Consider the following 26,766-nt stretch of genomic DNA (forward strand, 5'->3'; position numbering starts at 1 on the left):
TACCGCGAGGACCATAGCACGTTTTTTTTTCAAACGCACGGCCCTCTTTGGTCGGGCCGCGCATAATGAGCGAGTCCACGCTGATTCCGGCAAGCATGAGCTTGCCCCCGAAAAACGGGTTCTGGTTCAAATAGGAATGCGGATGGTTTAAGCTCGCGGTTTAACGAGTGGGTGGCGAGGCATGGGCAAGTGGCCAAGCATCGACAAGCTGTTCGACGGTCTGCATTTCGATCGCGAGGTCATCGTCCTGTGTATGCGCTGGTACCTACGCTACAAACTCAGTCTGCGGGATCTCGTCGAGATGATGGCTGAACGGGGTTTGTCGCTTGCACACACGACAATCCTGCGCTGGGTGCAGCGCTATGCGCCGGAGTTCGTCAAGCGCTGGAATCGTTTTGGCACGCCCACTGGACAGTCGTGGCGTGTCGACGAGACCTACCTGAAGATTCGCGGCAGGTGGGCGTATTCTACAGGGCGGCTGATCGGGCTGGTCAGTCGGTGGACTTCATGCTGCGCGCGAAGCGCGACGTGAAGGCGGCCAAAGCCTTTTTCAGCAAGGCCATCAAACAAGAGGGCCAACCGCCGAAGACTAGGCGGATTCAACCGGTCGTCGCAACACCTTTGATCGAGGAGGTGTTTATGGGACGACCAGCGGGGTGGATGTATAAGTTGACAGGGCGAGCAGCGATGCGCTCGCCAGGTGCGCCGTCGCATCGGCGAGAGATCGAGCGGCGATTTTGGGAGCAAATCGCGACAGGCATTACAAGTGAGAAGGCTGCAGAGGCGGTTGGCGTGTCGCAGGCGGTAGGTACTCGCTGGTTTCGTCATAATGGCGGCATGCCACTTTTCATGTCGAACCCCTTATCCGGGAGGTACTTGTCGTTCGCGGAGCGAGAAGAGATAGGGTTACTTTCGTTCCAGGGCGTCGGAATACGCGAGATCGCTCGCCGTATCGGACGCAGCCCGTCAACGGTCTCCCGGGAACTGACACGTAACGCTGCAACTCGCAGCGGCCAGCTTGATTATCGGGCTTCGGTTGCGCAGTGGAAGGCCGAACTGGTTGCCAGAAGACCCAAACCGTCGAAACTGGTGACTAACCCACGGCTGCACCACTACGTGCAAGACCGTTTGGAGGGCAAGGTTCGCGATGCGGATGGCCGTGCGATTGCTGGGCCTCGGCAAGCGCCGTTCAAAGGGAGAAACAAGCCGCATCGCGGTGACCGTAAATGGGCTAATGGCTGGTCACCCGAACAGATTTCCAAACGGCTGCAGTTCGACTTCCCGGATGACGAATCTATGCGCATCTCTCACGAAGCGATTTACCAGGCTCTCTATATCCAGAGCCGAGGTGCCCTCAAGCGCGAACTGGTCAGCTGTCTTCGCACAGGGCGGGCGTTGCGCGTACCGAGAGCCAGGGCACAAGCCAAGGCTTGGGCGCACGTTAGCGAGGATGTGATGATCTCTAGCCGGCCTGCAGAAGTGCAGGATCGTGCCGTGCCAGGGCATTGGGAGGGTGACCTGATCATCGGCCTGAACCGATCTGCTATTGGGACGCTGGTGGAGAGATCAAGCCGTTTCACCATGCTCGTGCACCTGCCTCGGGAGAAAGGCTATGGGTTGACTCCCCGAACGAAGAACGGCCCCGCGCTGGCTGGCTACGGAGCTGTCACGATGGCCAATGCGCTCAAGAAGACCGTGACTGACATGCCTGCCCAGTTGTGGCGGTCATTGACTTGGGATCGTGGCAAGGAACTATCCGATCACGCCCGCTTCACCGTCGAGTCCGGGGTAAAGGTATTCTTCGCCGACCCGCACAGTCCATGGCAACGCGGCACGAACGAGAACACGAACGGCCTTCTGCGACAATACTTTCCAAAGGGCACAGACCTATCCAGGTGGAGCGCTCGAGAGATCCAGGCCGTTGCCAATGCACTGAATACCAGACCCCGGAAAACACTTGGCTGGAAGACACCTGCCGAAGCTCTGGACGAGTATCTAAAATCTGTTCAACAATCTAGTGTTGCGACGACCGGTTGAGTCCGCCCTATCACTCCCGATGGTTATGCAGCCACGCACCGCGCGGTGCGCGAAATGAAGATCGACCGCCTGCTACCCGAAGATAGCGCGATTCGGTCTTCGAAGTATTTGAATAACCTGGTCGAGCAGGACCATCGTAACGCCAAGTCCAGAACGAACGTCATGCTCGGTTTCAAACGATTCGTGAACGCTGCGAACACGATTTCAGGGATCGGGTTGATGCACCGTGTTCGCAAAGGACAATTTGGCCTTGCCCGTTTGCGACAAAGATACGACTGATCCCGCCGTCTGGAATGCCGTCCTCTCCACTCAATAAGATATCCTGTCTATAGACACAAGATCGCTCCGACCAACTATTTGCACCAGAACCCGGGATACCGGGTGCTTAGGCGGTGCCCAACCGTGATTTGGCAATCCGCTTGAGATCATCGGGAGTTGAAGCAGATTCAACCAACTGCTCAAGCAGCTCGGCGGCTCTCTTTTCGTCTTTCGGGCCGCCGTCGCCAAGCGTCAAACTCGTTGCCAGGTTAAGTATCGAGCGGGGCAGCCCTCGCGAGGCCAAAGCCTCAAGGAGGTGACGAGCCACTTCGGGTTCCCGGTTTCGGTTGCCGCTTAGCAGCTCATCCGCAATCGATTCTACAAACCTCAGCGAGCTTTCGTTTTCCGTTCTGTGTATGCCAGTCGTAAGCGCTTGTTCGAAGTGGCCAACGGAATGGCGCGCGGCGTGCGCCAACGTGCTCAGCGCCTCCTGAAAACTCAGATCTTCCTTGGAGCCAGCAAACGGCGCTCCTGTCGGGTGCACGCCTTCGTCTTGCGCATGCGCGGACGATGGTTGCCACCATCGAACAAAGTCGTCCGCGGATTCACCGTGAAGATCAACTGACGATGCGAGCAATTGCGACGCCTGATATACGCGTCGCTCGGTTAGTGTCGCGCTGTCACACGCCTCGTCGAGCGCGGAAGCTACTTTGCTGCCCAGCTCGCTGTGAAGCTCGGTCCAGTCTCTATAGCCGAAGACTTCCGAGGTCACCTGTCGCGCGTGGGATTCCTTTAGCGAAAGGCGATATTTGAGCCGATTGGCGGCCCGCGTCGGGATAGACGCGTTCTGAAAGCAGATACGCATGGCTTGGGTCCGAGTTTCCGTGCCAACGAGCCTCCACAGCCGGCACGGAATCGAAATGAACTGTGAGGCGGCGCAGGGGGCGTGATGCCCCGTCAAAAATACCGTCGGTTTCTCAGGCAGTCAATCCCCGTTCCAAGAGAGGGTGTTTTGCGCGATAACGCCAAATCTAAGCGCCAAGCGGTCTCCAAGGTAGAGTTTGGCACCTCGGATTTGCGATTGTCCATGAGCCTCCGCGTGATTCGTTCACGATACGGAGTGCCGCCCCTGGGCCCGCGGCCATCGGTCAAGCACTTGTGCCCCCATCGACCTTCAGACTGGTGCCGGTTATGAACGCCGCATCGGGGCTTGCCAGCCAGGCGACAAGTCCCGCAATATCGTCGCCTGATCCGTACCGGCCCAGTGCAATTGAACCCCGGATCTGGTCGGCCATCGGACCGTCGGCCGGATTCATCACCGTATCGATCCGTCCGGGCTGGACGTTATTGATCGTAATTTCCCGACTGCCAAGATCCCTTGCCAGCGCCCGCGTCATGCTGGTTACCGCGCCTTTCGTCGCGGCGTAGACGGACACACCCGAAATCGGCATGTAGTCGCTGCTGATGCTGCCGATATTGATGATCCTCCCGCCTTTTTCCATGAAGCGGAGCGATTCCTGAATGGCGACAAGCAGGCTCCTAACGTTGATGGCCAGCATCCGGTCGATGTCTTCCAGTGGGAAGTCGTCGATCAGACCGCGGCGGAACATCGCGGCGTTGTTCACGAGAATATCCAGTCCCCCGAAGCGTTTCGAGGTCGATCCAACCGCGGTTCTTACCGCTTCCGCGTCGGCACAATCCGCGCGAATTGCCACGCCTCGTCCCCCGGCGCGTTCGATGTCCTCAATGACGCGATGCGCGTCGGCACTCGAGTTCGAATAGGTTATCGACACGGCCGCGCCATCGCTTGCGAGCCGTCTTGCGATGGCCGCGCCTATCCCGCGCGAGCCCCCGGTCACGAGCGCCACTTTGCCAGTCAGCTGTCCCTCAGAAAAAGTCACGTTTGCTCCTTTCAATTGCATTCTCTGGTCGTTTCAGATCGGCTACGCTTGACTCGTATATCAGCAAGCGGGAAGCGTGTTCGAGCGGCGCAAAACTTCGGGCGAGAATTGCACTCCGACGCGCCTAGCGCCCACGCATTGGTGGCCCCAACACGCAGATAAACAATGCAAAGAACTTGATCAGGACTTCACCGGTCGATAAAGTAGCGCCAACTGGAGAGAAATGAAACTCGGTGGGTAGCATCGGCGTAATCCCCAGCACACTTGTCGCACAGATACCAACAAAAACGACAGTTGCCCACGCAGCGCCGCGTGCCATCGCCAGCACCACCGCCAAAAGTAACAGTTTGGCGCACGACAACGCCACAGCTTCTCGCCATGTTGTCGACACCCAAAGTTCCACAGGTAGCTCGATCAGCGCCCAACAAAACACCAGCCAAGCGGAGAGACTGGACCAGATGTGGTATCTACGTCCGATCTGAGCGCCAGATGTCAAAGACGAAGAATCCTGCGGTGTTTCTGCCCGCTCGCCCGCTGAAGCTTCACTCCGTAACGTAGCTTTCATTTGTCATGTCACTCGGCCTCGGTAGCAGCACATTGCAGCGCATGCGTGAGAATCATTGCGTCGGCGTTGGCCGCGACTCCGCGGATGCGAGCCGGATGAAAGACGTCGGCGCCGACCGGGATCTGGGCGCCGGTCATGGCACAAACACCTCCGTGCCGCGCCTTGAAGCGACACCAGTGCTGGTCCTCATAGCGGCAACACGTCGGGTCGTACCACCCAATGGTCGCGGACGATTCCGTCAGTTCACGCACGTTAATCGTCACACAAGCCTGGAAACCTGGCGTATCCAAAGAGGCCGGACCGTACCGCCTTCCGGTGTGGGCTCCTTGAGATCGCTGTGCGCTGATCATCTTTGTAATGGGCGACGCATGGCTCTCCGCATTTCCGCACGCGCTACATAGGTTCAGCAAGTCGAGAATCTTCGGCCAGGGGTCGGCTTTGGCGCTACCAGGATTCATAATTGTGGCTCCCTGAAGATGCGTCCGACGACATTGAAAGGCAGATGAAGCATGCCGCACTGTAAATGCACGTTGAACCTACACGCTGCCTCGGCCGTGCATGGTGCCACGCGTTGCACTACCGTCGAACAGCGTCTGTCCCGCATGCCTGAATGTCATGCCGCTTGGCTTCGGAGTGGTCACGATGGTATGAACGTCATGGCCAATCTTTGACGCAACTTCCAGCGAAACCGTTTCGTCACATTTCCAGCGTAAAGGTGGAACATGCGAGACCTGTTCGTTAAGACCTCCGACTGGACAATCCACTTGGGGCGGTTGCGTTTCCATACGGATGTACTACTCACCCGCGGGGCGGCGCAGGTTTTGTACACTGCCTGCGTAAAGCTGCTTTGCTGTGCTTCCGCCTGTGCGGGGACTGCGTTGATCAACTGCTTTCCAAGAACAGGCGTATCGTCAACATTGAGACAATTGCGGTTGGCTAAACCAACAGCAAAGCCCCGTCCCCGTTTTTCACGTCAAGTTCAGGATATTCGACGCGAGTTGAGGGGCGATCAGTCCGGCACTGCCGCGAAGCAGTGTTTCTTTTGACTGGAGTGATTATCTCCGCCCGACGTTATCGCGGACAAGTTAAGCGGTGTGAAGCAATGCTATTTGTTGTTGCAGACAGAGGAGCAGCGGATGGCGAACCCGTGCGCGCAGAATTTGGCATGTACACGCGGCGCACTAGACACTATAAGAGGGAAAGCCCGCGGGAGTTAAACGGGATTTCCAAACTTGTTTTCTCAGAAGGAGCGCGCAAAATGGATGCGACTTACACAGCCCTTCATGGGCAGAATACGACGGTGGGTGGCCGGCTGTACACGGCATTTGGACTGGGCGAGAAGAACTGGAAGCTCTCACTGGGTGGTGGCCGGCGCGCGCCGAGCCGGATTACGGTCGCCGCAGGTGATACCACGGCGGTCCTCACCGCCATCGCCAGGGCGCGCTGCCACCTCACCGCCGACACACCCGTCTACAGCTGTTATGAGGCCAGCCGCCGGCGAGTCCCTCATGCAATACGTCCAGTTCATGTTCCCACGCTTTAGCGATTTCATTCATAGCGTCCGTATTACAAAGTAGCAGTACTAACTTAGTATAGGAAAAAATAGCTACGGCTGTAGTGTTAAGGCAGATATTGACGAAGCAATCCGTTGGTGTTTTCGCAGGTCCCGCGCTGCCAAGGGCTGTGCGGGTAGCAGAAGTAAGCGCGCACGCCAGTGGCAGCAGCGAGTTCTTGATGCCGCGACATTTCTTTGCCCTGGTCGTAGGTGAAGGTTTGTCGCAACGGCGCGGCAATCGAGTTAAGTTTGGCAGAGAAGCCCGCTAACGCGGAGGCGGCGGTGGCGTCATCCATCTTGGCGAGCAGCACCAGGCGGCTGGTTCGTTCGACCACCACGCCGACAGTAGATTGGTTGGCGGCGCCCTTGATGAAGTCACCTTCCCAGTGACCAGGCAGCAGTCGGTCTTCGATTTCGGGCGGCCGCACATGAATACTGACCATGTCGGGAATGGGGGTGCGGACAAAATCCTGGACTACCTGGAGGTAGTTCATGTTTTCATACGAAGATCGCATTCGAGCGGTTCGACTGTACTTGAAGCTGGGCAAGCGCATCGGAGCTACCATCCGGCAGTTGGGCTACCCGACCAAGAATTCTCTCAAAGCCTGGCATCGCGAATACGAGGAGTGCCGTGATCTACGGGCTGGCTATGTCCGTTCTAGGCCCAGGTATTCGGCTGAACAGAAGAAGGTGGCCGTCGATCATTATTTGAGCCATGGCCGCTGTGCTGCCGCAACCTTGAGGGCTTTGGGTTATCCGAGTCGCGAGACGCTGGCGGTCTGGATCGAAGAGCTGTGTCCTGAAATAAGAAGACGTATTGTTGGCCGAGCCGTTGATAGCGTTCCAAAATCACGAAAGGTGAAGCAGGCGGCAGTCATCGAGCTGTGCACCAGAGAGCAAAGCGCGCGCGAGGTTGCCGAGAAAACAGGCGTGAGTCGGCCAACGCTGTATAACTGGAAGAATCAGCTACTCGGTCGAGAGGTTCCAGCATCCATGAACCGCAAAAAGAAGCCAGCGCCGGACCATGAGCGTGCGGAACTGGAACAACAGGTCGAATCGCTTCGACGCGACATCCGACAGTTGCAGCTTGAACACGATATTCTGAAGAAGGCGAACGAACTGATAAAAAAAGGAATGGGCATCAACCCGCAACTCCTGAGCAACCGGGAGAAGACGATGCTGGTTGATGCCCTGAAACAGACCTATACGTTGCCAGAGCTGTTAACCGCCCTGGGTCTTCCCCGCAGTTCTTACTTCTATCACCGTGCACGGCTGTTGGTTGCTGACAGGCATGCTGATGCGCGTCGCGTCATCGCGGACATCTTCGAACTCAATCACCGTTGCTACGGTTATCGTCGGATTCGCGCGGCATTGATCAGGCAACAGGTCGTCGTCTCGGAGAAGGTAGTGCGTCGTTTGATGCGACAGGAAGGTCTGGCCGCTGCCACGACCAGGCGACGTCGCTACGGCTCCTATCGTGGAGAAATAAGCCCTGCGCCGGAGAACATCATCAATCGCGACTTCTGTGCCGCCGCTCTTAATCAGAAATGGCTAACGGACCTTACCGAATTCCAGATCCCGGCCGGCAAAGTGTATCTGTCGCCGGTTATCGACTGCTTCGACGGTCTCGTTGTAAGCTGGTCGATCGGCACGCGGCCGGACGCCGAACTCGTCAATACCATGCTCGATTCGGCGATTGAGTCAGTGGCCGGCTGCAAGGAGCGGCCTGTCGTTCACTCGGATCGTGGTGCGCACTATCGCTGGCCAGGATGGCTGTCGCGAATGCAGAAGGCCAGACTGACTCGCTCGATGTCGCGCAAAGGATGTTCGCCGGATAATGCAGCCTGCGAGGGTTTCTTTGGGCGCCTCAAGACAGAGCTATTCTATCCTCGTGACTGGCGGGCCACGACCGTTGATCAATTCATCGAAGTCGTTGACTCTTACATCCGCTGGTACAACGCAAAGCGAATCAAGATCTCGCTCGGCTCTCTTAGCCCGATCGAATACCGGCAGAGTCTTGGAATCGCGGCATAAATCAGTCCAAGAATTTAGCCGCACCCCCTTCTGGGGAAATTACGGGCGGTATTGACACGCCCACCGAATGCTTTCCCTTCTTCGGAAAACCCGTATCGTCAATGATCCAATACAGCCCGCTTGACGGATTCATGTGCGGTAATACCCAGCGCCGAACCTGTTCGATCAATGCGGCGTCAGACCATTCGGACTTTGAAACGAAGTGATGCAGCGACTGGTGCCGCGCGCTCGCCCGATGCGGCTCGAGATGGGCCGCCAGCGGCTCAACACTTTTACGTGCAATCGGCAGCATCAACCCCTGGCAATAGCCCACCAGACCGGCGCGACGATCACTGTGTCCAATCGTTTCGCATAGGTGTTCAAGGTACTCGTCGAAAGATGTATCCCAGTCCATCGCTTCCTCATGCAAAGGATGAAGAAGCTCCTATAATGCCGTGAATTTTATGACACAGTAGTAATAGCCCAGAAGAAAACGCGATGCGAGTGGTTAAACAGTAAAGGCGTGCTGAACTCCCGGAGCATTCCCGTAGCTTCGCGAGTAATCTTACTGTCGGGAACTCCAGGTTGCACATGTTGAGTCTGCAGCGAGGGAGTCGGTACGGGCAAAATTACCTTGGGGCGTCTGAAGGTTGGTTCGGCACCGGACTCCTGCGCGAATGCGCTCTGGCTTAACTGACTACCGACAACAATCGCACCCGCAGCAGTCGTGGACTTTTTTATAAAGGAACGACGGTTCATATAGTCTCCAAAAATATGTAGCTTGTTCATAAAGGCAAAGGAATCAGGCTTACCAAAAGACCGCGCTAAATTATATTTCGCGGCAATGTCCCCCGGGATCAACGTGTTGCACCCACCTGTCTCAACGCCCGGACAGCCGCCTGGTTACCCTGGGCCATCACTGCCTCCATGGCGGTGTTACCCCTTGCGTCTGTATGGTTTGGATCCGCACCCTTCTTCACCAGCTCAGGCAGCAGATCAAATCGGCCAAAGAGCGCGGCAAAGGCAAGCGCGGTCTCGCCAGCATTGTTCGTCTGATTGATATCGCACGAGGTGTCCATAAGGGTGCGTACAATGTCAGTCCCCCCTTTGTATAACGCGCCCATGAGCGCAGTATTGCCGTTGCGGTCCCCCAGGCACGGGTTTGCTCCCGCTTCAATAAGTCGGTGGAGCATGTCAGGCTGCTCATCGTATGCAGCGAGTATGAGCGCTGTGTAACCTTGCGGTGTCGTTGCGTCGATCGGGAAGTGCGCTTCCAGAAGTGCCTGCGTAATGTCCCATCGACCAGCTCGCGCCGCATCGAACCACTCCTTGCCATACTTGCTGACGTCAACTCCGGCGGTCGGTGCGGACAGACGTTCCGACAGGGAGGCACAACCGGAGAACGCAACGGAAACCAAAGCCGCGACAACTCCAGCCAAAGCCCAAACAAGATTCTTCATTGGAACCTACGAGGCGTACGTTCAATAGAAGTTGCGCGTCCAGTTCGTGAAACAGCGCAGGCCATCAACCTGCCCTATACCTCGTTGCGGGAGGTATTTGGGCGTGGCCGTTCCAATTACTCGTCCGACAGTTTCGCCGACATCGCCTGAACGCGCGACGAGTCGGCACCAAGCGCCTTCACGAGGCGGGCGCCGAGGTCGCTGTCCGCCTTATTAAAGTACGAAATCACCGTGTATTTGTTCTGGTCGTTTGTCACATGACTCAGGTCGCCAGACAGTGCGGTGACGAGATCTGCCTTTTCAGACTCGGGCAACGAACGATAGAACACACCGGCCTGCTTGAACATCTGCTGCTTGTGGATGGCCATTTGCTGCGTCGTGCCCGACAGAGGCGTCTGCACATACTTGTACTTCGGGTCTTGCGAGATCTCGCCGATAGTGGACGGCTCGTAATTCACCTCGCCTGTCCGGCCACTGGAGTTCATCTTCCCGTCCTGATTGTTGTTATGGACGGCGACCAGCGGCCGATTAATTGGGAGCGAATTGAAGTTTGCACCGAGACGATACATCTGCGTGTCTGCGTAGGCAAACATCCGGCCTTGAAGCATCCGGTCCTCCGACGGTTCGATGCCCGGAACTAGACGCGACGGCGCAAACGCAACTTCTTCCGTGGTCTCAAAATAATTGTTGGGGATGCGGTTGAGGGTCATCGTGCCGACCTTCTGTTCCGGTACACCCAGCCATTCCTTCGTATCATCCAACGGGTCATAGTCGAACTTGCTCAGGTCCGACGGATTCAGCACCTGGATGTACAGATCCCATTTCGGGTAGTCCCCCTTCTTGATCGCGCCGTAGAGATCATTCGTCATCATGTTCCAGTCCTTGCCGATGGACGCAGGAATGTCCTTGGGGCGAATATTCTTGAGACCCTGGTCACTTTTCCAGTGGAACTTCACATAGTGAACTTCACCTTTCGCGTTGATCATCTTGAAAGCGTGAACGCCGAAACCGTCCATGTGCCGATACGAATCGGGCATCCCTTCGTTGGCGTACATGTGGGTCAGCATGTTCGTCGACTCGGGCGTGTGTGCCCAGAAGTCGAAGGCCAGGTTCGCATCCTGAACACCTGTCACAGCGCTCGGTTTGTTGGCGTGGACAAAGTCAGGGAACTTGATCGCATCTCGAATGAAGAATATGCCCTTATTGAGGCCGACGATGTCCCAGTTACCCTGCGCCGTATAGAACTTGATGGCGAACCCGCGCGGATCGCGGGCCTGCTCCGGCGAACCCCGGTAATTCATGACCGTCGAGAGCCGCACAAAGACTGGCGTCTTCGTACCAGGCTGGAAGACCTTCGCGATAGTTAGATTCGATATGTCCGAGCTGGGTACGAACTCGCCGAAGGCCCCAGTACCGCGCGCATGCACCACCCGTTCCGGGATGCGTTCGCGGTCGAAACGTTGGAGCTTCTCAATCAGATGCGAATCTTGAAGAACTACCGGACCTTCCTGCCCTGCCGTCTGTGAGTTCTGGTTGTCACCAACTGGCGATCCGTTGTCGCGAGTCATATCTGCCGCATAGGCAAACTGCAGCGACGCGACGCCCAGCATCACGGCAATGGCTGTTTTTTTGAAGACTGCGTTTTTTGTTTTCATTTTCTACTCCTGTAGATATTTGACGCGGGATGAGGGGCGATGGATCCTGCACTGTCCGGCAGTGTCGCGAAGTCGCGATCTTTTTTGGCTGGAGTGATTGTCTCCGCACGATATTTCCGCGGACAAGTTAAGCGGTGTAAATCAATGCGATTTGTTGTTACACCCATTGCGATGGTTCGAATGCGGAGTGGTCCACGTACCCGGATCTGGTGGATGGTCGGATGAAGGAAGGCGTGTCGAACAAGGAGATCCGCCGCTGCCTCAAGCGCTATATCGTCCAGGAACTGTACCCGCTCATCCTGGCTGATCTGGCCGATTCGACGCCGACTTCCTGACATAGGAGCGTCAACGCGCCGGAGGGAAAGTCTGTGGGGTTCGCTGAAGGTAGCACGCATGCATGGACGACACTTCGCCATGCGGCGTGCCGCCATAGATGATGTGATTACCTGGCTGAGCTTTAACAACGCACGCCGGTTACACTCGACGACGTCGTCCCCATGTCGTTCGAGAAGAACTGGCGGGCAGCCCAACAAGGCGAGGCCGCATAACCCCTCGGTTATGGGATTCGTCAAACAGGGGCACGGTCACGCACGCATAGCCCCGTTCCAGAAAATATTCGCAGTACCGCTCTGCAAACAGGGAAAGGACGCTGCGTCACAACTATGCCTGAGGTTGCGGTCGTAGAGGAGCCAAGCCGATCATTATGAGGAAGCCACTTTTTTATGTACAGTTTGCTGTAGCACACAAAGCTCATGGAGGTCCGTAGAACCGATCCATGTCGTGTTCCGTTCGATGCAACTCCGCATAATTCACGGCTAGGCATAACGCCTTCCGATTGTGAAGGCTCTTGAGTGGATGGTCGTCGACGTCGTAAGTGGTCAAGCAGGGCTAGACTTCGCGTGGCAAGTGGGCGTCGCATGTGGCTGGACGCCCCGTGTCGTCCAGCCTCTCCTGCCGCCCCCAGGCTCACTGCCCTTCAAGCTTGGCGATTGCCTTGGCAACGCCCGCGCCGTAGGCAGCATCCGCTTGGGCGCAGTGCTTGATATGTAATTGCTGGACCGGCTTCGATACGCCATTCAGCGCTCGTGCCGTGTTATCGAACAAGGTCTGCTGCTGCTCCGCCTTCATCATGCGGAACAATGCTCCCGGCTGCGAATAGTAGTCGTCGTCGAGGCGATGATTCCAGTGATCGGCCGAGCCCTCGATCGACAGCGGCGGTTCACGGAAGTCAGGCTGCTCCTGCCATTCGCCCCGCGTATTCGGCTCATAAGGCGTGGCGCCGCCTGCATTGCCAGTGACGCGCATCAGGCCGTCACGATGGTAGCTGTGCACGTACTTCGCCCCACGCGGCGCATTCACCGGAACCTGGTGGTGGTTCACGCTTAGGCGGTAGCGTTGTGCGTCGCCGTATGAAAAGAGCCGCCCTTGCAGCATCTTGTCCGGCGAGAAGCTGATACCGGGCACCACGTTGGCCGGCGCAAAAGCCGCCTGCTCCACATCCGCGAAATGATTGTCCGGATTACGGTTCAACTCCACCACGCCCACTTCGATCAGCGGGTAGTCACGCTTGGGCCAGACCTTGGTCAGATCAAACGGATTGATTGGATAGCTGCTTGCTTCCTTCTCCGGCATGATCTGCACGAAAAGCGTCCAGCGCGGAAACTCCTGACGTTCAATCGCTTCGTAAAGGTCACGGTGATGCGTCTCGCGATCGTGGCCGACAAGCGCCACTGCCTCCGCGTCGGTCAGGTTTTCGATCCCCTGTTGCGAGCGGAAATGGAACTTCACCCAGAAGCGTTCATGCGCGGCATTGATAAAGCTGAACGTGTGGCTGCCGAAGCCGTGCATATGCCGGAACGTCTTCGGAATGCCCCGCTCGCTCATGACGATCGTCACCTGATGCAGCGCTTCCGGCAGTTGCGTCCAGAAGTCCCAGTTGCTTTCCGCGCTGCGCAAACCGGTGCGCGGATCACGCTTGATGGCGTGGTTCAGGTCGGGGAACTTGAGCGGGTCGCGCAGGAAAAACACCGGCGTGTTGTTACCGACCAGATCCCAGTTCCCTTCTTCCGTGTAGAACTTCAGCGCGAAGCCGCGGATGTCCCGCTCGGCGTCGGCCGCGCCACGCTCACCGGCAACCGTTGAGAAGCGCGCGAACATCTCGGTCTTCTTGCCGACCTCGGAGAAGATCGCGGCGCGGGTGTATTTCGTAATGTCGTGCGTGACCGTGAACGTGCCGAATGCGCCGGAGCCTTTCGCATGCATGCGCCGCTCAGGAATCACCTCACGGTCGAAGTGGGCCAGCTTCTCGAGAAACCATACGTCTTCAAGCAGTGCCGGGCCGCGTGGACCGGCGGTGCGAATGTTCTGATTGTCGACGACAGGTGCGCCGAAAACGGTAGTCAGCTTTTTCATGAGAGATCCTCTATCAACGCAATTCGGCAAAGGCGGTCGTTATTGGGCCTGTGCCTTCGTATCCGTGTTGCAGCCGCAACCGGCGGTGTGAGCGTGACCGGCCTGGCTGTCGTCCCACGGGGAGCCCAGGATGATCTTGCAGAAGTTCAGGCGCTTGTACGACGGATCGCGAAGTTCGAGCACGTCGGCCTTGACGTTGCCGAACGTCGTCTCGGGCTTCTTGATAGTGCCCTTCGCGAACTCATTGATGATGCCGTTCTTGAAGTCCTTCTCGCGCGGATGCGCTGCCACCACCTGGATGCGTTGCTCGTCGCTGAACTCGTGGTAGGCCATGCCGAGCACGTCCATCTCGACGCCGGCAGTAACCAGCGCGACCACCGGCTTCAGATGTTCAGGCACGCCCGGCGTGGTATGCAATGCAATCGACAACCAGACCTGTTCGATGTCGTACTCATTCATGCCGTACTGCTTCATGAAGTTACTCGCGGCATTCGCGCCGTCCACTTCGAAACGGTAGCCTGCGCTGCTATACGCCGCTGTCAGGCCCATGTCGTGGAACATGGCACCGAGGTACAGCAGTTCCGGGTCGTACTTCAGGCCCTTGCGTTGTCCACTCAGGGATCCAAACAGGAACACCCGCCGGGAATGGTTGTACAGCAGGTCGGTTTCGGTATCGCGTACCAGGTCGGTGGCCGCGCGTGCGATTGCGCTGTTCGGTATCTTGATGCCTGCGATGATCGTGTTAGTCATTTCGGTTCCTTAGCTTATTAGTGTGCGGAGGACGCGCAGCCTATTCTGGATAGCGCACCACTGACAATGAAGTCGCCCGGTTCCAGCGTGAGCCTCGCTAATGATCAAGATCAACGAAGCCACATCGAACACCGTCTTCGCGAACGCCGACATGCGCGACGCCGTTCCGGAAAGCTTGGAGATCGCACTTGGCTCACTCCATGACGTCTCAGACTTACTCAGTAATTTTGGAAGGTCGTTCCATACGACACTATGATCAAACGCCGGCATCATGGCGCGTTAAACGTTGTGAGTAAATGCGAAGACATGTAAGCCGGCATGCCATCACCGTGACGTTTGCAGAACGCGTGAACTGTAGCGTCCACCGCCCGTTGCAAAGGGCTGACTACGCGCCTCGCTTGACGGTCAATCGACAGTGCAACTTAGATCGTCTAGAAGGCGCCTCGCTATCTTGAGATCGGACGTGTCGAATCCTTCTGTAAACCGACCATAAATTCCGGCGAGCATGTCATGCGCTTCCGTTGTGCGTCCTTGATCGGACAGCAACCGCGCGAGCGTCGTCGCTGTTCGCAGTTCCCAGCCGAGAGCCGATTGCTGGCGCGCCGATTCGAGCGAGCGTAACAGCCAGTCCTCGACTTCCGACGGATCTGATCGCGACACCGAAGCGAGGATCCATCCCTTGACGCGCAAGCTCTCCGGCATCTCGCTCGATCCTCCGTTCTCCGCGCTCATCACCAGCGCGTCATCGATTGCGGCAAGAGCCTCCTTGACCCGTCCCAGCGCCGCCAACCCTTCCGCCATGGCGCTGGCAATAATCGGCGTGAAGGCATGGTAGCGCCCGGCACACAGTTCTTCCAGACATCCTCGGAGCAACTGGATGCCGCCTTGCGCATCGCCATGCTTGATCGACAAAGCACCCGTCAAACCCCGGCTTATAGCCTGAAATAGCCGCAGCGAATGCCGTGCGGCGTGCGCGGCCAGCCGCTCGATGATTGCTTCCGCCGCCGTCCAGTCTCCGTTCCAGATGAACACAGACGAGGCCCCCATCAGTGCAACGCAGAGGGTGCCGGGTTGCTTGGACTCGTCGGCGTCGTGGAGCGTTTGACGTGCGACCTTCATGGCCTGGTCCGGGTAGCCTTGAAGCCATAGCGTTCGTGAGAGAGAGACCAGCGCATGGACACGGTGATCGCAGCCGAACTGGATCATGTTGATGCGCCGGGACGCGATCGCGCGAACCACCGCGGCTTCGCCGTGTGTCCTGGCGCTCGCCTGGTTCCCGATGACGTGATGCGCCACGCCAAGCATCCAGTCTGCCAATGCGGCAGCGGCCGGATCGGCCAGCGACTTGGCAACCACCTGGCTCTGCTGCGCAACGCGCAATGCGCCCCTGAAATCTCCGATTCGTGTCAGAAAGATGTTGAGACCGCCGAGCAGCCTGAGTTGATGGTACGGTTCATCGAGCGATTCCGCGAGTTCGAGTCCACGAGTCAAAGCTGAGCGGACCTCCTCACGACACGTGGTGAACATCGACGACAGTCCGAGCGACGCCTGCAATTCCATCTCGCGACGGCTCCCGCGACTGGCACAATCGAGTGCTGCCAGGGCATGCTCCGTCCAGCGCTGACACTCGCTTAGCAGTGAGAGTTCAAGGAAGAGAGGGGCCGACACGGCGGCTAGCGCGGTGCTGACGGACGGATCCCCGCGGTCCGAGAAACTCCACTCCAGCGCCGCGCGTACATTTCCGAGCTGCTCGACACACCCCACCAATCCGTGCGTCTCGCGACAGGTCGAATCGCCCGCATCAGAGCCTTCGAGAACCTGGCAGAAATAGATCGCGTGACGTTGCGCGATCGCGTCCATCTCACCGCTTTCCGCGAGTTTCTCGGTAGCGTACGCGCGCGTGGTGTCGAGTAGCCGGTAACGCATCGTCGCGTCACCGGCTTTCTCCGTCGACAGAAGGCACTTTGCAACGAGGCTGCCCACGGCATCCACGACCTGCGTTTCGTCGACATCTCCATCCGCCGCGATGGCCCGCGCCGCGTCAAGCGAAAACGGGCCAACGAAAATAGAAATGCGGGAAAGGATCGTTCCCTCGAAGGCGGTAAGCAGGCGGTAGCTCCAGTCGAGCATCGCGTTCAGCGTCTGATGACGGGACGGCGCCGTGCGTCGGCTCTGCCAGACCAATCCGAAGCGGTTATTGAGGACCTCCGCGGTTCCACGGATCCCGTACGCATCGACACGGCCAGCTACAAGTTCGATTGCCAGAGCGATGCCGTCGAGCTTGCGGCAGATCCCCGCGACGATAGAGGCATCCTCGTCGCTTAGCTCAAAGCCGCTGTCGCCGGCAGCTGCGCGTTCCACGAAAAGCAGCACGGCCGGGTATGCCAGTGCCTTCGCGGCCGTCAGCCCTTCTTCGTCGGGCGGGCTCTCCAGCGGCATCAACCGATGGACGTGCTCGCCCTCGACACGCAGCTTCTCCCGGCTTGTCGCGAGGATATGCACCTGCGGAGCGTCCCTGAAGATGCGTTCCGCCAACGTGGCTGTTGCCTCCACCACATGCTCGCAACAATCTATGACGAGTAGTAGCCGCCTGTCCTGAAGAAATGCCATAAGGCTCGGCAGCGGGTTGGCGGACTCAACCACGACGCCAAGTGCCGACGCAATCGTGGCGGGGACCAGCTCCGGTGTGGTAAGCGCGCCGAGGTCGACGAAGCATGCCGGAACCTCGAATTCCGCAACAAAGACATGGCTCACAGATACAGCGACGGTGGTTTTACCCATGCCGCCTGGCCCCACGATGCTGACGAAGCGCTGGCCGGCAAGCTGGCTTGAAATGGTCCGGACGGCATCTTCGCGACCGACCATGCGCGTCAGTTGGGCGGGAAGCTGGGTGTCGTAGCCGGAAACAGGCTTCGAGGCCGCGACGGGCTGTTCTGTTGTGGCCTGAAGCTGCACTGGCGTAGCGACACGCGAAACCGGAGCGACAAAACAGTAGCCTCTGCCCGGGACATTGGTCACATACCTCGCGCCGGCCTGTCCGTCGCCAAGCGCCTTGCGAAGGTTGACCAACTGCGCCCGAAGACTGCTCTCGTCAACGACGACGTCCGGCCAGACGCGCGCCATCAGGTCACGCTTGCTGACGACTTCGCCGGCACGTTCGACCAGCACGATCAGGATATCGAGCGCGCGACTGCCCAATCGAAGAGCAACGTCTCCCTGATAAAGAAGACGTTTCGCAGCAAGCAGGCGAAACGGGCCGAATAATGCGACCCCGATGTCGCCGACGTGCGCCGAGTCAAGCACGGCGCTCAGCGTCGATGAGACCTGCGTTGAAGTAGACATATTGCTTTCTTTCCTGATTGTGGTTCTTGAAAAGGAAAATGCGCTCCTACAGCATACGTAATGACGTGAGTCGTCGAACGACGGCGGCGCTTGTGTATGGCGGAATAGAGCGCAATAAATTATGAAACGAGCGTCTTGAGTTGCTGCCAGAACGCGGCGAATTTGTGCAGTTCGGGGGCGTCCAGGGCAAGCATGGCGTAGTGAACGCGTGATTCCTGGACGTGCGGCAGTTGCGAAAGGAGGAGGCCGACTTTCATGATGTTTCTCCGAGCGTTTGAGGCCGGGCGCGTCATGCGCGCCGCGACTAAGGTCTACTCGCTTTCCTCAGGTAAAGGTAAAGGTGAGCGGCATATGGGATAACTGTCACTGTCCGGCATCGCGGCTCCTTGTCGGCGTCTGGTACGCGCGTCTGCTACGCGCGTGTACGTGCTCGCGACACGTTGCCATGAGGACGGCCGCAATCGCTCCGTCCTCATGGCGCTAGTAAAGGTGCACGGAGATAGTGACTACGGCGCGCACCGTCTGCCTGCTGGCAGGACGGCGGCTGAAAGAAGAGAGTGCGGACGTCCTGCCGGTCAGGGCAGCGAAAATATATTACTGGAGGTGCCCAAGGCATCAGCCCCGTTGTGACGACTTTTAGATTTTAGACGGCACGATCCAGCATCGGAACGCGCGTCACGTGTTCCCTCTCCCTCCAAACAACGGCGCACTGGCCATCGGAGCTGACTGGTTGGGGAGAATGATGAGCTGGACGATCTTGTTGTCGGATATCGAGACGTACAAAGTGACCACCAAGGGCTCGGGCAGACCCCGTTTATCGTAGTCTCCGTCGACGTTGGCGGTGACGATGGTATGCCCGTAATGTTCGACGACCTTGACGACGTACAACGTCGTCCTGACGCCAATGAGTTCGCGGGCGGCCCATTGCCTGATGGCCTGAGTGCCCCAGACATCGTGCAACTGATCGTTGACGAGCGCATCATCAGCGAAGGTCGCTAACAACATGTCGAGGTCCAGGGTGTTGGTCGCGCGGATAAAGGCGGAGACCGGAACCGGGAGTTCCAACGCAGGCTCCTGGCTTACAGTCAACGCCGAGATCCTGCCCCCGGCGACGGTGAAACACCAGTCGAGTTGAAGCGGGTTAGAGGCACTGGTGCGATTGTCATCCCAGACGATCACCGTGACGATAGTCTTTCCATCGCGCCTAGCGACGTTGACGGCACGGATACCGGTGCATTGCAGGTAACGGTCGCTCCACCCTTTGATTTCATCGCCCCGATGTTCCTCGCCGCAGTCGTGCAAGACGGCGGCGCCGGCAAAAGCCGCGAGTAAGGCATCGGCATCGCGCGTCTGCACTGCGCGGAGAAACGCCGCGAGCGGTGCAGGCAGATTCGAGTATGTCATAGAAAGATGTCATAGAAAAAGTGCGGCTGTGTAAATGCCGCTCACTGCGAGTCGTTCTAGAGAACACTATGACTAAATGCCGGTATTGGCGCGTTATATGTTGTGAAGAAATGTGAAGGCATGTAAACAGGAGTGCCATAGCTGCGAAGTTCGCTGAACGGGTGGGCGTTGACGGACGGTGCGCGTCGCAAAAAGGCTAACCGCACGCCTCGCTTGACGGCCAATCGACAGGGCGACTTAGGGCAATGCTGATTAAGTCCACCGCTTGTGCGCGTCAAGCGTTATAGAGAGCACAAGCGACGAGAAAGGCAAAAGACAATGAAGCAGCAGACACTCGCGATGGCCGCGCATCAAGGTGCGGGGTTCGAGACCCGACGCAAACGCACGCGACGCGACGAGTTTCTTGACACGATGAACACGATCGTTCCGTGGACCGAACTGTGCGCGGTAATCGAACCGTATTACCCGAAACGCGGAAACGGTCGCCCGCCGATTGGTTTGGAGCGCATGCTGCGGATTCACTTCGTGCAGCACTGGTTCAATCTGGCCGACTTCGCTTGCGAAGAGGCTCTGTATGACAGCACCAGCCTGCGTCGCTTTGTGGGCATTGATCTGGGCTGCGAAGCCGTGCCGGATGCGACAACGCTGCTCAAATTCCGGCGCCTGCTTGAGAAGCATCAGCTGGGTGAACGGCTCTTCGCCGAGGTGGGGCGGGTGCTGCAAGCCAGCGGTATGAAGCTTGCCAGCGGCACCATCGTGGACGCGACGTTGATCGCCGCCCCCAGCTCGACCAAGAACAAGCAGCAGGCGCGCGACCCGGAGATGCATCAGACGCGCAAAGGAAAGCAGTGGTATTTCGGCATGAAGTTGCACATCGGGGTCGATAGTCAAAGCGGCTTGGCACATAGCGCGGTGGTCACGCCGGCCAACGTCCACGACAAACATCCGCTGCCGAAATTGCTGCATGGGCAAGAGCAACGGGTCTATGGAGATAGCGCCTATGCGAGCCAGAAAGCGCTGATCCGTGACAAGGCCCCCAAGGCGCGCGACTTCACCAATCAGCGTACGCGCCGTGCGGGCGAAGTTGACGAAGTAGCACGCGGCAAGAATCGCAACAAGTCGAAGATCCGTGCTCGGGTTGAGCACGTGTTTGCTGTCGTCAAGCGCCTGTGGGGCTTCACGAAGGTGCGCTATCGCGGTCTGGCCAAGAACGCCAATCGCGCCTTCGTCGCGCTGGCATTGACCAACGTCTATCTCTCGCGCAGGCAATTGATGGCACCGATCCGCCCGTAATGGGCGAAAAGCGGGCCACAGGCCCGTGCGCAACGCCCTGGTGGGCAGGAAATGCAGGCGGAAAGCTTCACTCACGATGAATCTGCCTCTGTTTGCGCCCGAATCGATGAATACAACGGCTTGTTCAGCGTTGCCTTAGATCGTCCAGCAGGCGCCTCGCTATCTTGAGATCGGACGTGTCGAATCCTTCTGTAAACCGACCATAGATTCCGGCGAGCATGTCATGCGCTTCCGTTGTGCGTCCTTGATCGGACAGCAACCGCGCGAGCGTCGTCGCTGTTCGCAGTTCCCAGCCGAGAGCCGATTGCTGGCGCGCCGATTCGAGCGAGCGTAACAGCCAGTCCTCGACTTCCGACGGATCTGATCGCGGCGCCGAAGCGAGGATCCGTCCCTTGATGCGCAGAATCTCCGGCGTCTCGCTCGATCCACCGTTCTCCGTGATCCTCACCAGCGCGTGATCGATTGCGGCGATAGCATCCTTGATGTTTCCCAGCACCGCCAAACCTTCCGCCATGGCGCTGGCCAAAGCCGGCGTGAAGGCGTGGTAGCGCCCGGCACACAGTTCTTCCAGACATCCTCGGAGCAACTGGATGCCGCCTTGCGCATTGCCGCGCCTGATCGACAAAGCACCCGTCAAACCCCGGCTTATAGCCTGAAATAGCCGCAGCGAATGCCGTGCGGCGTGCGCGGCCAGCCGCTCGATGATGGTTTCCGCCGCAGTCCAGTCTCCGTTCCAGATGAGCACGGATGAGGCCCCCAGCAGTGCAACGCAGAGGGTGCCGGGTTGCTTGGACTCGTCGGCGTCGTGGAGCGTTTGACGTGCAACCTTCACGGCCTGGTCCGGGTAGCCTTGAAGCCATAGCGTTCGTGAGAGACAGGCCAGCGCACGGACACGGTGATCGCAGCCGAACTGGATCATGTTGATGCGCCGGGACGCGATCGCGCGAACCACCGCGGCTTCGCCGTGTGTCCTGGCGCTCGCCTGGTTCCCGATGACGTGATGCGCCACGCCAAGCATCCAGTCTGCCAATGCGGCAGCGGCCGGATCGGCCAGCGACTTGGCAACCACCTGGCTCTGCTGCGCAACGCGCAATGCGCCCCTGAAATCTCCGATTCGTGTCAGAAAGATGTTGAGACCGCCGAGCAGCCTGAGTTGATGGTACGGTTCATCGAGCGATTCCGCGAGTTCGAGTCCACGAGTCAAAGCTGAGCGGACCTCCTCACGACACGTGGTGAACATCGACGACAGTCCGAGCGACGCCTGCAATTCCATCTCGCGACGGCTCCCGCGACTGGCACAATCGAGTGCTGCCAGGGCATGCTCCGTCCAGCGCTGACACTCGCTTAGCAGTGAGAGTTCAAGGAAGAGAGGGGCCGACACGGCGGCTAGCGCGGTGCTGACGGACGGATCCCCGCGGTCCGAGAAACTCCACTCCAGCGCCGCGCGTACATTTCCGAGCTGCTCGACACACCCCATCAATCCGTGCGTCGCGCGACAGGTCGAATCAGCGGCGTTAGCGACTTCGAGAAACTGGCAGAAATAGATCGCGTGACGTCGCGCGATCACGTCCATCTCACCACTTTCCGCGAGTTTCGAGCTAACGTACGCGCGCGTGGTGTCGAGTAGCCGGTAACGCATCGTCGCGTCACCAGCTTTCTCCGCCGACGCAAGCGACTTCGCGACGAGACTGCCCACGGCATCCACGACCCGGGCTTCGTCGACATCAACATCCGCCGCGACGGCCCGCGCCGCGTCAAGGGAAAACGTGCCAACGAATAGGGAAAGCCGGCAAAGGATGGTTTGCTCGAAGGCGGTGAGCAGGCGGTAGCTCCAGTCGAGCATCGCGTTCAGCGTCTGATGACGGGGCAGCGCCGTGCGTCGGCTCTGCCAGAGCAACCCGAAGCGGTTATTGAGGAACTCCGCGGTTCCACGAATACCATACGCATCGACGCGGCCGGCCACAAGTTCGATTGCCAGAGCGATGCCGTCGAGCTTGCGGCAGATGTCGGCGACGATAGAGGCATCCCCGTCGCTCAGCTCGAAGCCATTGTCGCCCGCGGCCGCCCGCTCCACGAAAAGCTGCACAGCCGGGTATGCCAGTGCCTTCGCGGCCGTCAGCCCTTCTTCGTCGGGTGGGCTCTCCAGCGGCATCAACCGATGGACGTGCTCGCCCTCGACACGCAGCTTCTCCCGACTCGTCGCGAGGATATGCACCTCTGGAGCGTCCCTGAAGATGCGTTCCGCCAACGTGGCTGTTGCCTCCACCACATGCTCGCAACAATCTATGACGAGTAGTAGCCGCCTGTCCTGAAGAAATGCCATAAGGCTCGGCAGCGGGTTGGCGGACTCAACCACGACGCCAAGTGCCGACGCAATCGTGGCGGGGACCAGCTCCGGTGTGGTAAGCGCGCCGAGGTCGACGAAGCATGCCGGAACCTCGAATTCCGCAACAAAGACATGGCTCACAGATACAGCGACGGTGGTTTTACCCATGCCGCCTGGCCCCACGATGCTGACGAAGCGCTGGCCGGCAAGCTGGCTTGAAATGGTCCGGACGGCATCTTCGCGACCGACCATGCGCGTCAGTTGGGCGGGAAGCTGGGTGTCGTAGCCGGAAACAGGCTTCGAGGCCGCGACGGGCTGTTCTGTTGTGGCCTGAAGCTGCACTGGCGTAGCGACACGCGAAACCGGAGCGACAAAACAGTAGCCTCTGCCCGGGACATTGGTCACATACCTCGCGCCGGCCTGTCCGTCGCCAAGCGCCTTGCGAAGGTTGACCAACTGCGCCCGAAGACTGCTCTCGTCAACGACGACGTCCGGCCAGACGCGCGCCATCAGGTCACGCTTGCTGACGACTTCGCCGGCACGTTCGACCAGCACGATCAGGATATCGAGCGCGCGACTGCCCAATCGAAGAGCAACGTCTCCCTGATAAAGAAGACGTTTCGCAGCAAGCAGGCGAAACGGGCCGAATAATGCGACCCCGATGTCGCCGACGTGCGCCGAGTCAAGCACGGCGCTCAGCGTCGATGAGACCTGCGTTGAAGTAGACATATTGCTTTTTTTCCTGATTGTGGTTCTTGAAAAGGAAAATGCGCTCCTACAGCATACGTAATGACGTGAGTCGTCGAACGACGGCGGCGCTTGTGTATGGCGGAATAGAGCGCAATAAATTATGAAACGAGCGTCTTGAGTTGCTGCCAGAACGCGGCGAATTTGTGCAGTTCGGGGGCGTCCAGGGCAAGCATGGCGTAGTGGGTTCTGGTGCAAATGGCTTGTCTGGCAGAGATGCTTCCTATAGATATCGATACCTTATCGATTGAACAGGACGGCATTCCAGACAGCGAGCGCAGCGGTATCTTTGAGCCTGAACGTGGAGAAGTTGAACTGACCCTTGCGAATGCGATGCATCAATTCGATGCCTGAAATCGTGGCCGCGGCATTCCTGAACCGTTTGAAGCCGAGCATCACATTCGTTCTGGACTTGATGTTTCGATGGTCCTGTTCGACCAGATTGTTGAGGTACTTCGAGGACCGGATCTTCGTGTCCTCAGGCAGCAGGCCATCGGCCTTCATCTCACGCACCGCCCGGTGTGAGGCGGCATACCCATCGAGCGTGGTCGTCTCTGGCGGCTGTCCCTGATGTTTGATTGCCTTGCTGAAAAAGGCTTTGGCCGCGGCCACGTCGCGCTTCGCCCTGAGCATGAAGTCCATCGTCTGGCCGGCTCGATCTACCGCACGGTACAGATAAACCCATTTGCCACGAATCTTCAGGTAGGTTTCGTCCACACGCCACGACCGCCCTGTCGGTACGCCAAAACGGTTCCAGCGCTTGACGAACTGCGGCGTAAAGCGCTTCACCCAACGCATAATCGTGGTGTGCACCAGCGACAAACCGCGCTCGGCCATCATCTCGACCAGATCGCGCAGGCTGAGCTTGTAGCGAAGGTACCAGCGCACGCAGAGAATGATGATCTCCCGATCAGAAGGTCGCCCATCAAACAACGCCTCCAGGCCTTTCCGCTTGCTCATCACCGACCACCAGATTGTTGGGCTGAATACTTTAACCGATTCGCCGAGCCTATTTGCACCAGAATCCTTCATAGCGTCTGGACTTGAAGATAAGGGGTGGGTCAGAGTTACCGTGAGATACGGTCTAGTCTGGTGTATGAGCGGTTGATGGCCGGCGACGTCAGGCGGCGAGTTTCTGCTGACCGGGTAGATCGTCTTGCATCGGTTCGCCGTCCTTGAAGGCAATGCCTTCCAGTTGCCGTGGAGGATACAGGGAAAGGACTCGATCCCTCGATAGCCGAGCGCATTCTCGAGCCATTCGCGACCACAAAAAGCGATGGTATGGGCCTCGGGTTGTCGATCTGCCGTGCGATAATAGAGGAGGCGCATGGCGAAGAGCTGAGCGTCTCCCCACGTTCGCCCCATGGCACGGTCTTCCAGTTCACCGTCCCGGTTGCGGCGAGCGGCGACTACTCTAACCTTGCCCCTTCGTCCGGACGAATCGCGGCGGTACTGTCAGCCCGGCGACGACGGAACAGCATTGCGAATGAAAAATCCGGTGACGATGCCGACGTGCGCGTTGGGCCTACTCATGATCGAACGCGCTGCGTGTTCCAAACCGCCCTGCGCAAAACGCACCATGCGACTGATATCCCGCCGAACGGTCTGACCGATGATGTCTTCGATGGGCTTGGATGCCATTGCCTGCACTTCCTGTTGAATTAATGGAGTGCGAGATCCGCACTCACACCGGAATCTTGCGTTCGTAGTCGATGCCAATCGAACACACCAGAAGACCCACCCCCATCGCGGCGAAACACTTCAACGCGAGGAAATATGAGCCGGTGTATTGAACGATTGCCCCGACGACGATCGGAATTGTCATCCCGCCGAGGTTTCCGCCGAAATTCAGCAAGCCGCCGAGCGCGCCGACCTTGTTGCGCGTAGCGAGCATCGCGGGAATCGACCAGTACAGCCCGCCCCAGCGGAGGAAGAAAAAGGTCGCCGACAGCAGGATGACAACCATCCTTGGATTCGTCGCATAGGCCACGCAAAACACCGAGATCGTGGCCACCACCCCGGCAATGCCGAACATGACTCGCATCACCAGGTTGGGCGCTGCACCGCTCGCAAGCCATTTATCGGCGATAAAGCCGCCCACCACTTCGCCGACGAAGCCGCACATAAATATCAGGAAGCTCGCATTCCCCATTTGCTGCAGGTCGAAACCATGGACCTTGTGCAGATAGGTCGGCATCCAGGTAAGGAGCCCGTAGTAAAGTGTCGTGCAGCACATGAAGCTGAAAAACATCAGCCACATGGACCGGAACCTGAAGAAATCAATCGATCGGCCTGACAGGTCCTTGGCCTCCCTGGCATGCTCCAGCGCCTGAGCTCGCTCAATATGGACCGCTTCCGCCTCGTTGACGCCCGCATGCTCGCGCGGCTGATTCCTGATATACCGCCATGCAACCATGCCGCACAGGATCGTGCCGATACCGGCTATCGCGAACGCGGAGCGCCACGAGTGCATGACCAGAATCAGCCATGCGATCAGTACCGAACCAAATGCTGCACCGAGCGGCGAGCCGCCATCCATCAGCGAAGCGCCGCGTACACGCTCGTGTTGCGTAAGCCATGCGGCGTTGAGCGCGCCGCCGGCCGAGGCAACGGGGGCCTCGGCAACGCCGAGACCGATCCGTGTCATCAGCAGGCCCGCCGAGCTGGTCGCAATGGCCGCCAGCGCCTGAAAGCCGCCCCAGAACAGCGTACAAAGCGCAAGGACGGGACGCGGTTTGAAGCGATCGACGAGTTGGCCGCCCGGGATCTGCATCAACGTGTGCGACCAGAAGAACGAACTGAGAATAAAGCCCTGCATCACGGGCGACAGCGAGAATTCCTTCGTGAGCAGCGGCATCGCGACCGATAGGGAGGCACGGTCGATATAGTTCACCGTCACGAGCAGCAGCATGACCAGAAAGATGTTCCAGCGCACTGACGTCTTCGGCTGCGCGTACGCTGCCGCCGAATCTATTGGTCTGCTCATTCCGACTCCTCGCTATCGCATGATATCCATCTAATGAACCGAATGTAGGATGCCGGAGATGT

The 26,766-nt window shown here is 58.5% G+C and carries 20 protein-coding genes and 5 pseudogenes; 8 read left to right on the forward strand and 17 right to left on the reverse strand.

Annotation, left to right across the window (positions count from 1 at the left end):
- Positions 1 to 181: 181 nt before the first annotated feature.
- The 3 genes and pseudogenes from RI103_RS38325 to RI103_RS38335 all read left to right on the forward strand — a co-directional run.
- Positions 182 to 591, forward strand: a pseudogene (locus RI103_RS38325) (IS6 family transposase); the annotation flags it as partial.
- Between the two features lie 69 nt (positions 592 to 660).
- Entirely contained in the window at positions 661 to 2,037 is a 1,377-nt protein-coding gene (locus RI103_RS38330) for an IS30 family transposase (protein WP_310819782.1), read from the forward strand.
- Between the two features lie 54 nt (positions 2,038 to 2,091).
- Positions 2,092 to 2,316: a DDE-type integrase/transposase/recombinase gene (locus tag RI103_RS38335; RefSeq protein WP_409077076.1), complete on the forward strand. Its 225-nt coding sequence runs from the start codon at positions 2,092 to 2,094 to the stop codon at positions 2,314 to 2,316.
- 106 nt (positions 2,317 to 2,422) lie between these two features.
- Here RI103_RS38335 and RI103_RS38340 read toward each other — a convergent pair whose 3' ends face one another.
- The 5 genes and pseudogenes from RI103_RS38340 to RI103_RS38360 all read right to left on the reverse strand — a co-directional run.
- Positions 2,423 to 3,160 carry a hypothetical protein gene (locus RI103_RS38340; protein ID WP_310819421.1) on the reverse strand — a complete coding sequence of 246 codons (738 nt, stop codon included), beginning with the start codon at positions 3,158 to 3,160 and terminating at the stop codon, positions 2,423 to 2,425.
- A gap of 283 nt (positions 3,161 to 3,443) precedes the next feature.
- The gene (locus RI103_RS38345) at positions 3,444 to 4,217 is read right to left on the reverse strand and encodes a 3-oxoacyl-ACP reductase family protein (RefSeq protein ID WP_310819422.1); all 774 of its coding nucleotides are present in this window, start codon (positions 4,215 to 4,217) and stop codon (positions 3,444 to 3,446) included.
- A gap of 103 nt (positions 4,218 to 4,320) precedes the next feature.
- Positions 4,321 to 4,761, reverse strand: a complete 441-nt coding sequence (locus tag RI103_RS38350) for a hypothetical protein (RefSeq protein WP_310819423.1) — start codon at positions 4,759 to 4,761, stop codon at positions 4,321 to 4,323.
- 8 nt (positions 4,762 to 4,769) lie between these two features.
- On the reverse strand, positions 4,770 to 5,219 hold the full coding sequence (locus tag RI103_RS38355; protein WP_310819424.1) for a DUF3331 domain-containing protein: 450 nt from the start codon (positions 5,217 to 5,219) through the stop codon (positions 4,770 to 4,772).
- Positions 5,220 to 6,384: 1,165 nt separating this feature from the next.
- Positions 6,385 to 6,777, reverse strand: a pseudogene (locus RI103_RS38360) (IS30 family transposase); the annotation flags it as partial.
- Between the two features lie 31 nt (positions 6,778 to 6,808).
- On the opposite strand from RI103_RS38360, the gene RI103_RS38365 reads away from it, so the two are divergent.
- Positions 6,809 to 8,350 (forward strand): IS3 family transposase, encoded by a 1,542-nt coding sequence (locus RI103_RS38365; RefSeq protein ID WP_310819425.1) that lies wholly within the window; start codon positions 6,809 to 6,811, stop codon positions 8,348 to 8,350.
- 52 nt (positions 8,351 to 8,402) lie between these two features.
- Here the strand turns inward: RI103_RS38365 and RI103_RS38370 are convergent.
- From RI103_RS38370 to RI103_RS38380, 4 genes and pseudogenes are all read right to left on the reverse strand, one after another.
- Positions 8,403 to 8,744 (reverse strand): annotated as a pseudogene (locus RI103_RS38370) (transposase); the annotation flags it as partial.
- 47 nt (positions 8,745 to 8,791) lie between these two features.
- Positions 8,792 to 9,118 carry a twin-arginine translocation signal domain-containing protein gene (locus RI103_RS39885; protein ID WP_409077077.1) on the reverse strand — a complete coding sequence of 109 codons (327 nt, stop codon included), beginning with the start codon at positions 9,116 to 9,118 and terminating at the stop codon, positions 8,792 to 8,794.
- A 68-nt stretch (positions 9,119 to 9,186) separates the two neighbouring features.
- Positions 9,187 to 9,789 carry an ankyrin repeat domain-containing protein gene (locus tag RI103_RS38375; protein WP_310819426.1) on the reverse strand — a complete coding sequence of 201 codons (603 nt, stop codon included), beginning with the start codon at positions 9,787 to 9,789 and terminating at the stop codon, positions 9,187 to 9,189.
- Positions 9,790 to 9,905: 116 nt separating this feature from the next.
- Positions 9,906 to 11,399 (reverse strand): catalase, encoded by a 1,494-nt coding sequence (locus RI103_RS38380; RefSeq protein WP_310819783.1) that lies wholly within the window; start codon positions 11,397 to 11,399, stop codon positions 9,906 to 9,908.
- Between the two features lie 210 nt (positions 11,400 to 11,609).
- On the opposite strand from RI103_RS38380, the pseudogene RI103_RS38385 reads away from it, so the two are divergent.
- Both RI103_RS38385 and RI103_RS38390 read left to right on the forward strand, forming a co-directional pair.
- Positions 11,610 to 11,779: pseudogene (locus RI103_RS38385) on the forward strand (IS110 family transposase); the annotation flags it as partial.
- A 25-nt stretch (positions 11,780 to 11,804) separates the two neighbouring features.
- A pseudogene (locus RI103_RS38390) lies at positions 11,805 to 11,992 on the forward strand (IS3 family transposase); the annotation flags it as partial.
- A 418-nt stretch (positions 11,993 to 12,410) separates the two neighbouring features.
- Here the strand turns inward: RI103_RS38390 and RI103_RS38395 are convergent.
- The 5 genes from RI103_RS38395 to RI103_RS38415 form a co-directional block, all read right to left on the reverse strand.
- Complete coding sequence (locus RI103_RS38395) at positions 12,411 to 13,856, reverse strand: catalase (protein WP_310819427.1); 1,446 nt, start codon at positions 13,854 to 13,856, stop codon at positions 12,411 to 12,413.
- Between the two features lie 39 nt (positions 13,857 to 13,895).
- A complete protein-coding gene (locus RI103_RS38400) occupies positions 13,896 to 14,606 on the reverse strand; it encodes an HD domain-containing protein (RefSeq protein ID WP_310819428.1) in 711 nt (236 codons plus the stop codon).
- 405 nt (positions 14,607 to 15,011) lie between these two features.
- Positions 15,012 to 17,948 carry a winged helix-turn-helix domain-containing protein gene (locus tag RI103_RS38405; RefSeq protein ID WP_310819429.1) on the reverse strand — a complete coding sequence of 979 codons (2,937 nt, stop codon included), beginning with the start codon at positions 17,946 to 17,948 and terminating at the stop codon, positions 15,012 to 15,014.
- 119 nt (positions 17,949 to 18,067) lie between these two features.
- On the reverse strand, positions 18,068 to 18,205 hold the full coding sequence (locus RI103_RS38410; protein ID WP_310819430.1) for a hypothetical protein: 138 nt from the start codon (positions 18,203 to 18,205) through the stop codon (positions 18,068 to 18,070).
- A gap of 418 nt (positions 18,206 to 18,623) precedes the next feature.
- Complete coding sequence (locus RI103_RS38415; protein WP_310819431.1) at positions 18,624 to 19,352, reverse strand: nuclear transport factor 2 family protein; 729 nt, start codon at positions 19,350 to 19,352, stop codon at positions 18,624 to 18,626.
- 318 nt (positions 19,353 to 19,670) lie between these two features.
- On the opposite strand from RI103_RS38415, the gene RI103_RS38420 reads away from it, so the two are divergent.
- On the forward strand, positions 19,671 to 20,645 hold the full coding sequence (locus tag RI103_RS38420) for an IS5 family transposase (RefSeq protein ID WP_310819784.1): 975 nt from the start codon (positions 19,671 to 19,673) through the stop codon (positions 20,643 to 20,645).
- 124 nt (positions 20,646 to 20,769) lie between these two features.
- On the opposite strand, the gene RI103_RS38425 is transcribed toward RI103_RS38420, so the two are convergent.
- Together RI103_RS38425 and RI103_RS38430 are read right to left on the reverse strand one after the other, a co-directional pair.
- Positions 20,770 to 23,916 carry a winged helix-turn-helix domain-containing protein gene (locus RI103_RS38425; RefSeq protein WP_310819432.1) on the reverse strand — a complete coding sequence of 1,049 codons (3,147 nt, stop codon included), beginning with the start codon at positions 23,914 to 23,916 and terminating at the stop codon, positions 20,770 to 20,772.
- 42 nt (positions 23,917 to 23,958) lie between these two features.
- Positions 23,959 to 24,678: an IS6 family transposase gene (locus RI103_RS38430; RefSeq protein ID WP_310819433.1), complete on the reverse strand. Its 720-nt coding sequence runs from the start codon at positions 24,676 to 24,678 to the stop codon at positions 23,959 to 23,961.
- Positions 24,679 to 24,918: 240 nt separating this feature from the next.
- Here RI103_RS38430 and RI103_RS38435 point away from each other — a divergent pair, with 240 nt between their 5' ends.
- Positions 24,919 to 25,383 carry an ATP-binding protein gene (locus tag RI103_RS38435; RefSeq protein WP_310819434.1) on the forward strand — a complete coding sequence of 155 codons (465 nt, stop codon included), beginning with the start codon at positions 24,919 to 24,921 and terminating at the stop codon, positions 25,381 to 25,383.
- Positions 25,384 to 25,402: 19 nt separating this feature from the next.
- Here the strand turns inward: RI103_RS38435 and RI103_RS38440 are convergent, their stop codons facing one another.
- Positions 25,403 to 26,704, reverse strand: a complete 1,302-nt coding sequence (locus RI103_RS38440) for an MFS transporter (protein WP_310819435.1) — start codon at positions 26,702 to 26,704, stop codon at positions 25,403 to 25,405.
- Positions 26,705 to 26,766 lie beyond the last annotated feature (62 nt).

The organism is Paraburkholderia sp. FT54 (assembly GCF_031585635.1).
Lineage (GTDB): Bacteria > Pseudomonadota > Gammaproteobacteria > Burkholderiales > Burkholderiaceae > Paraburkholderia.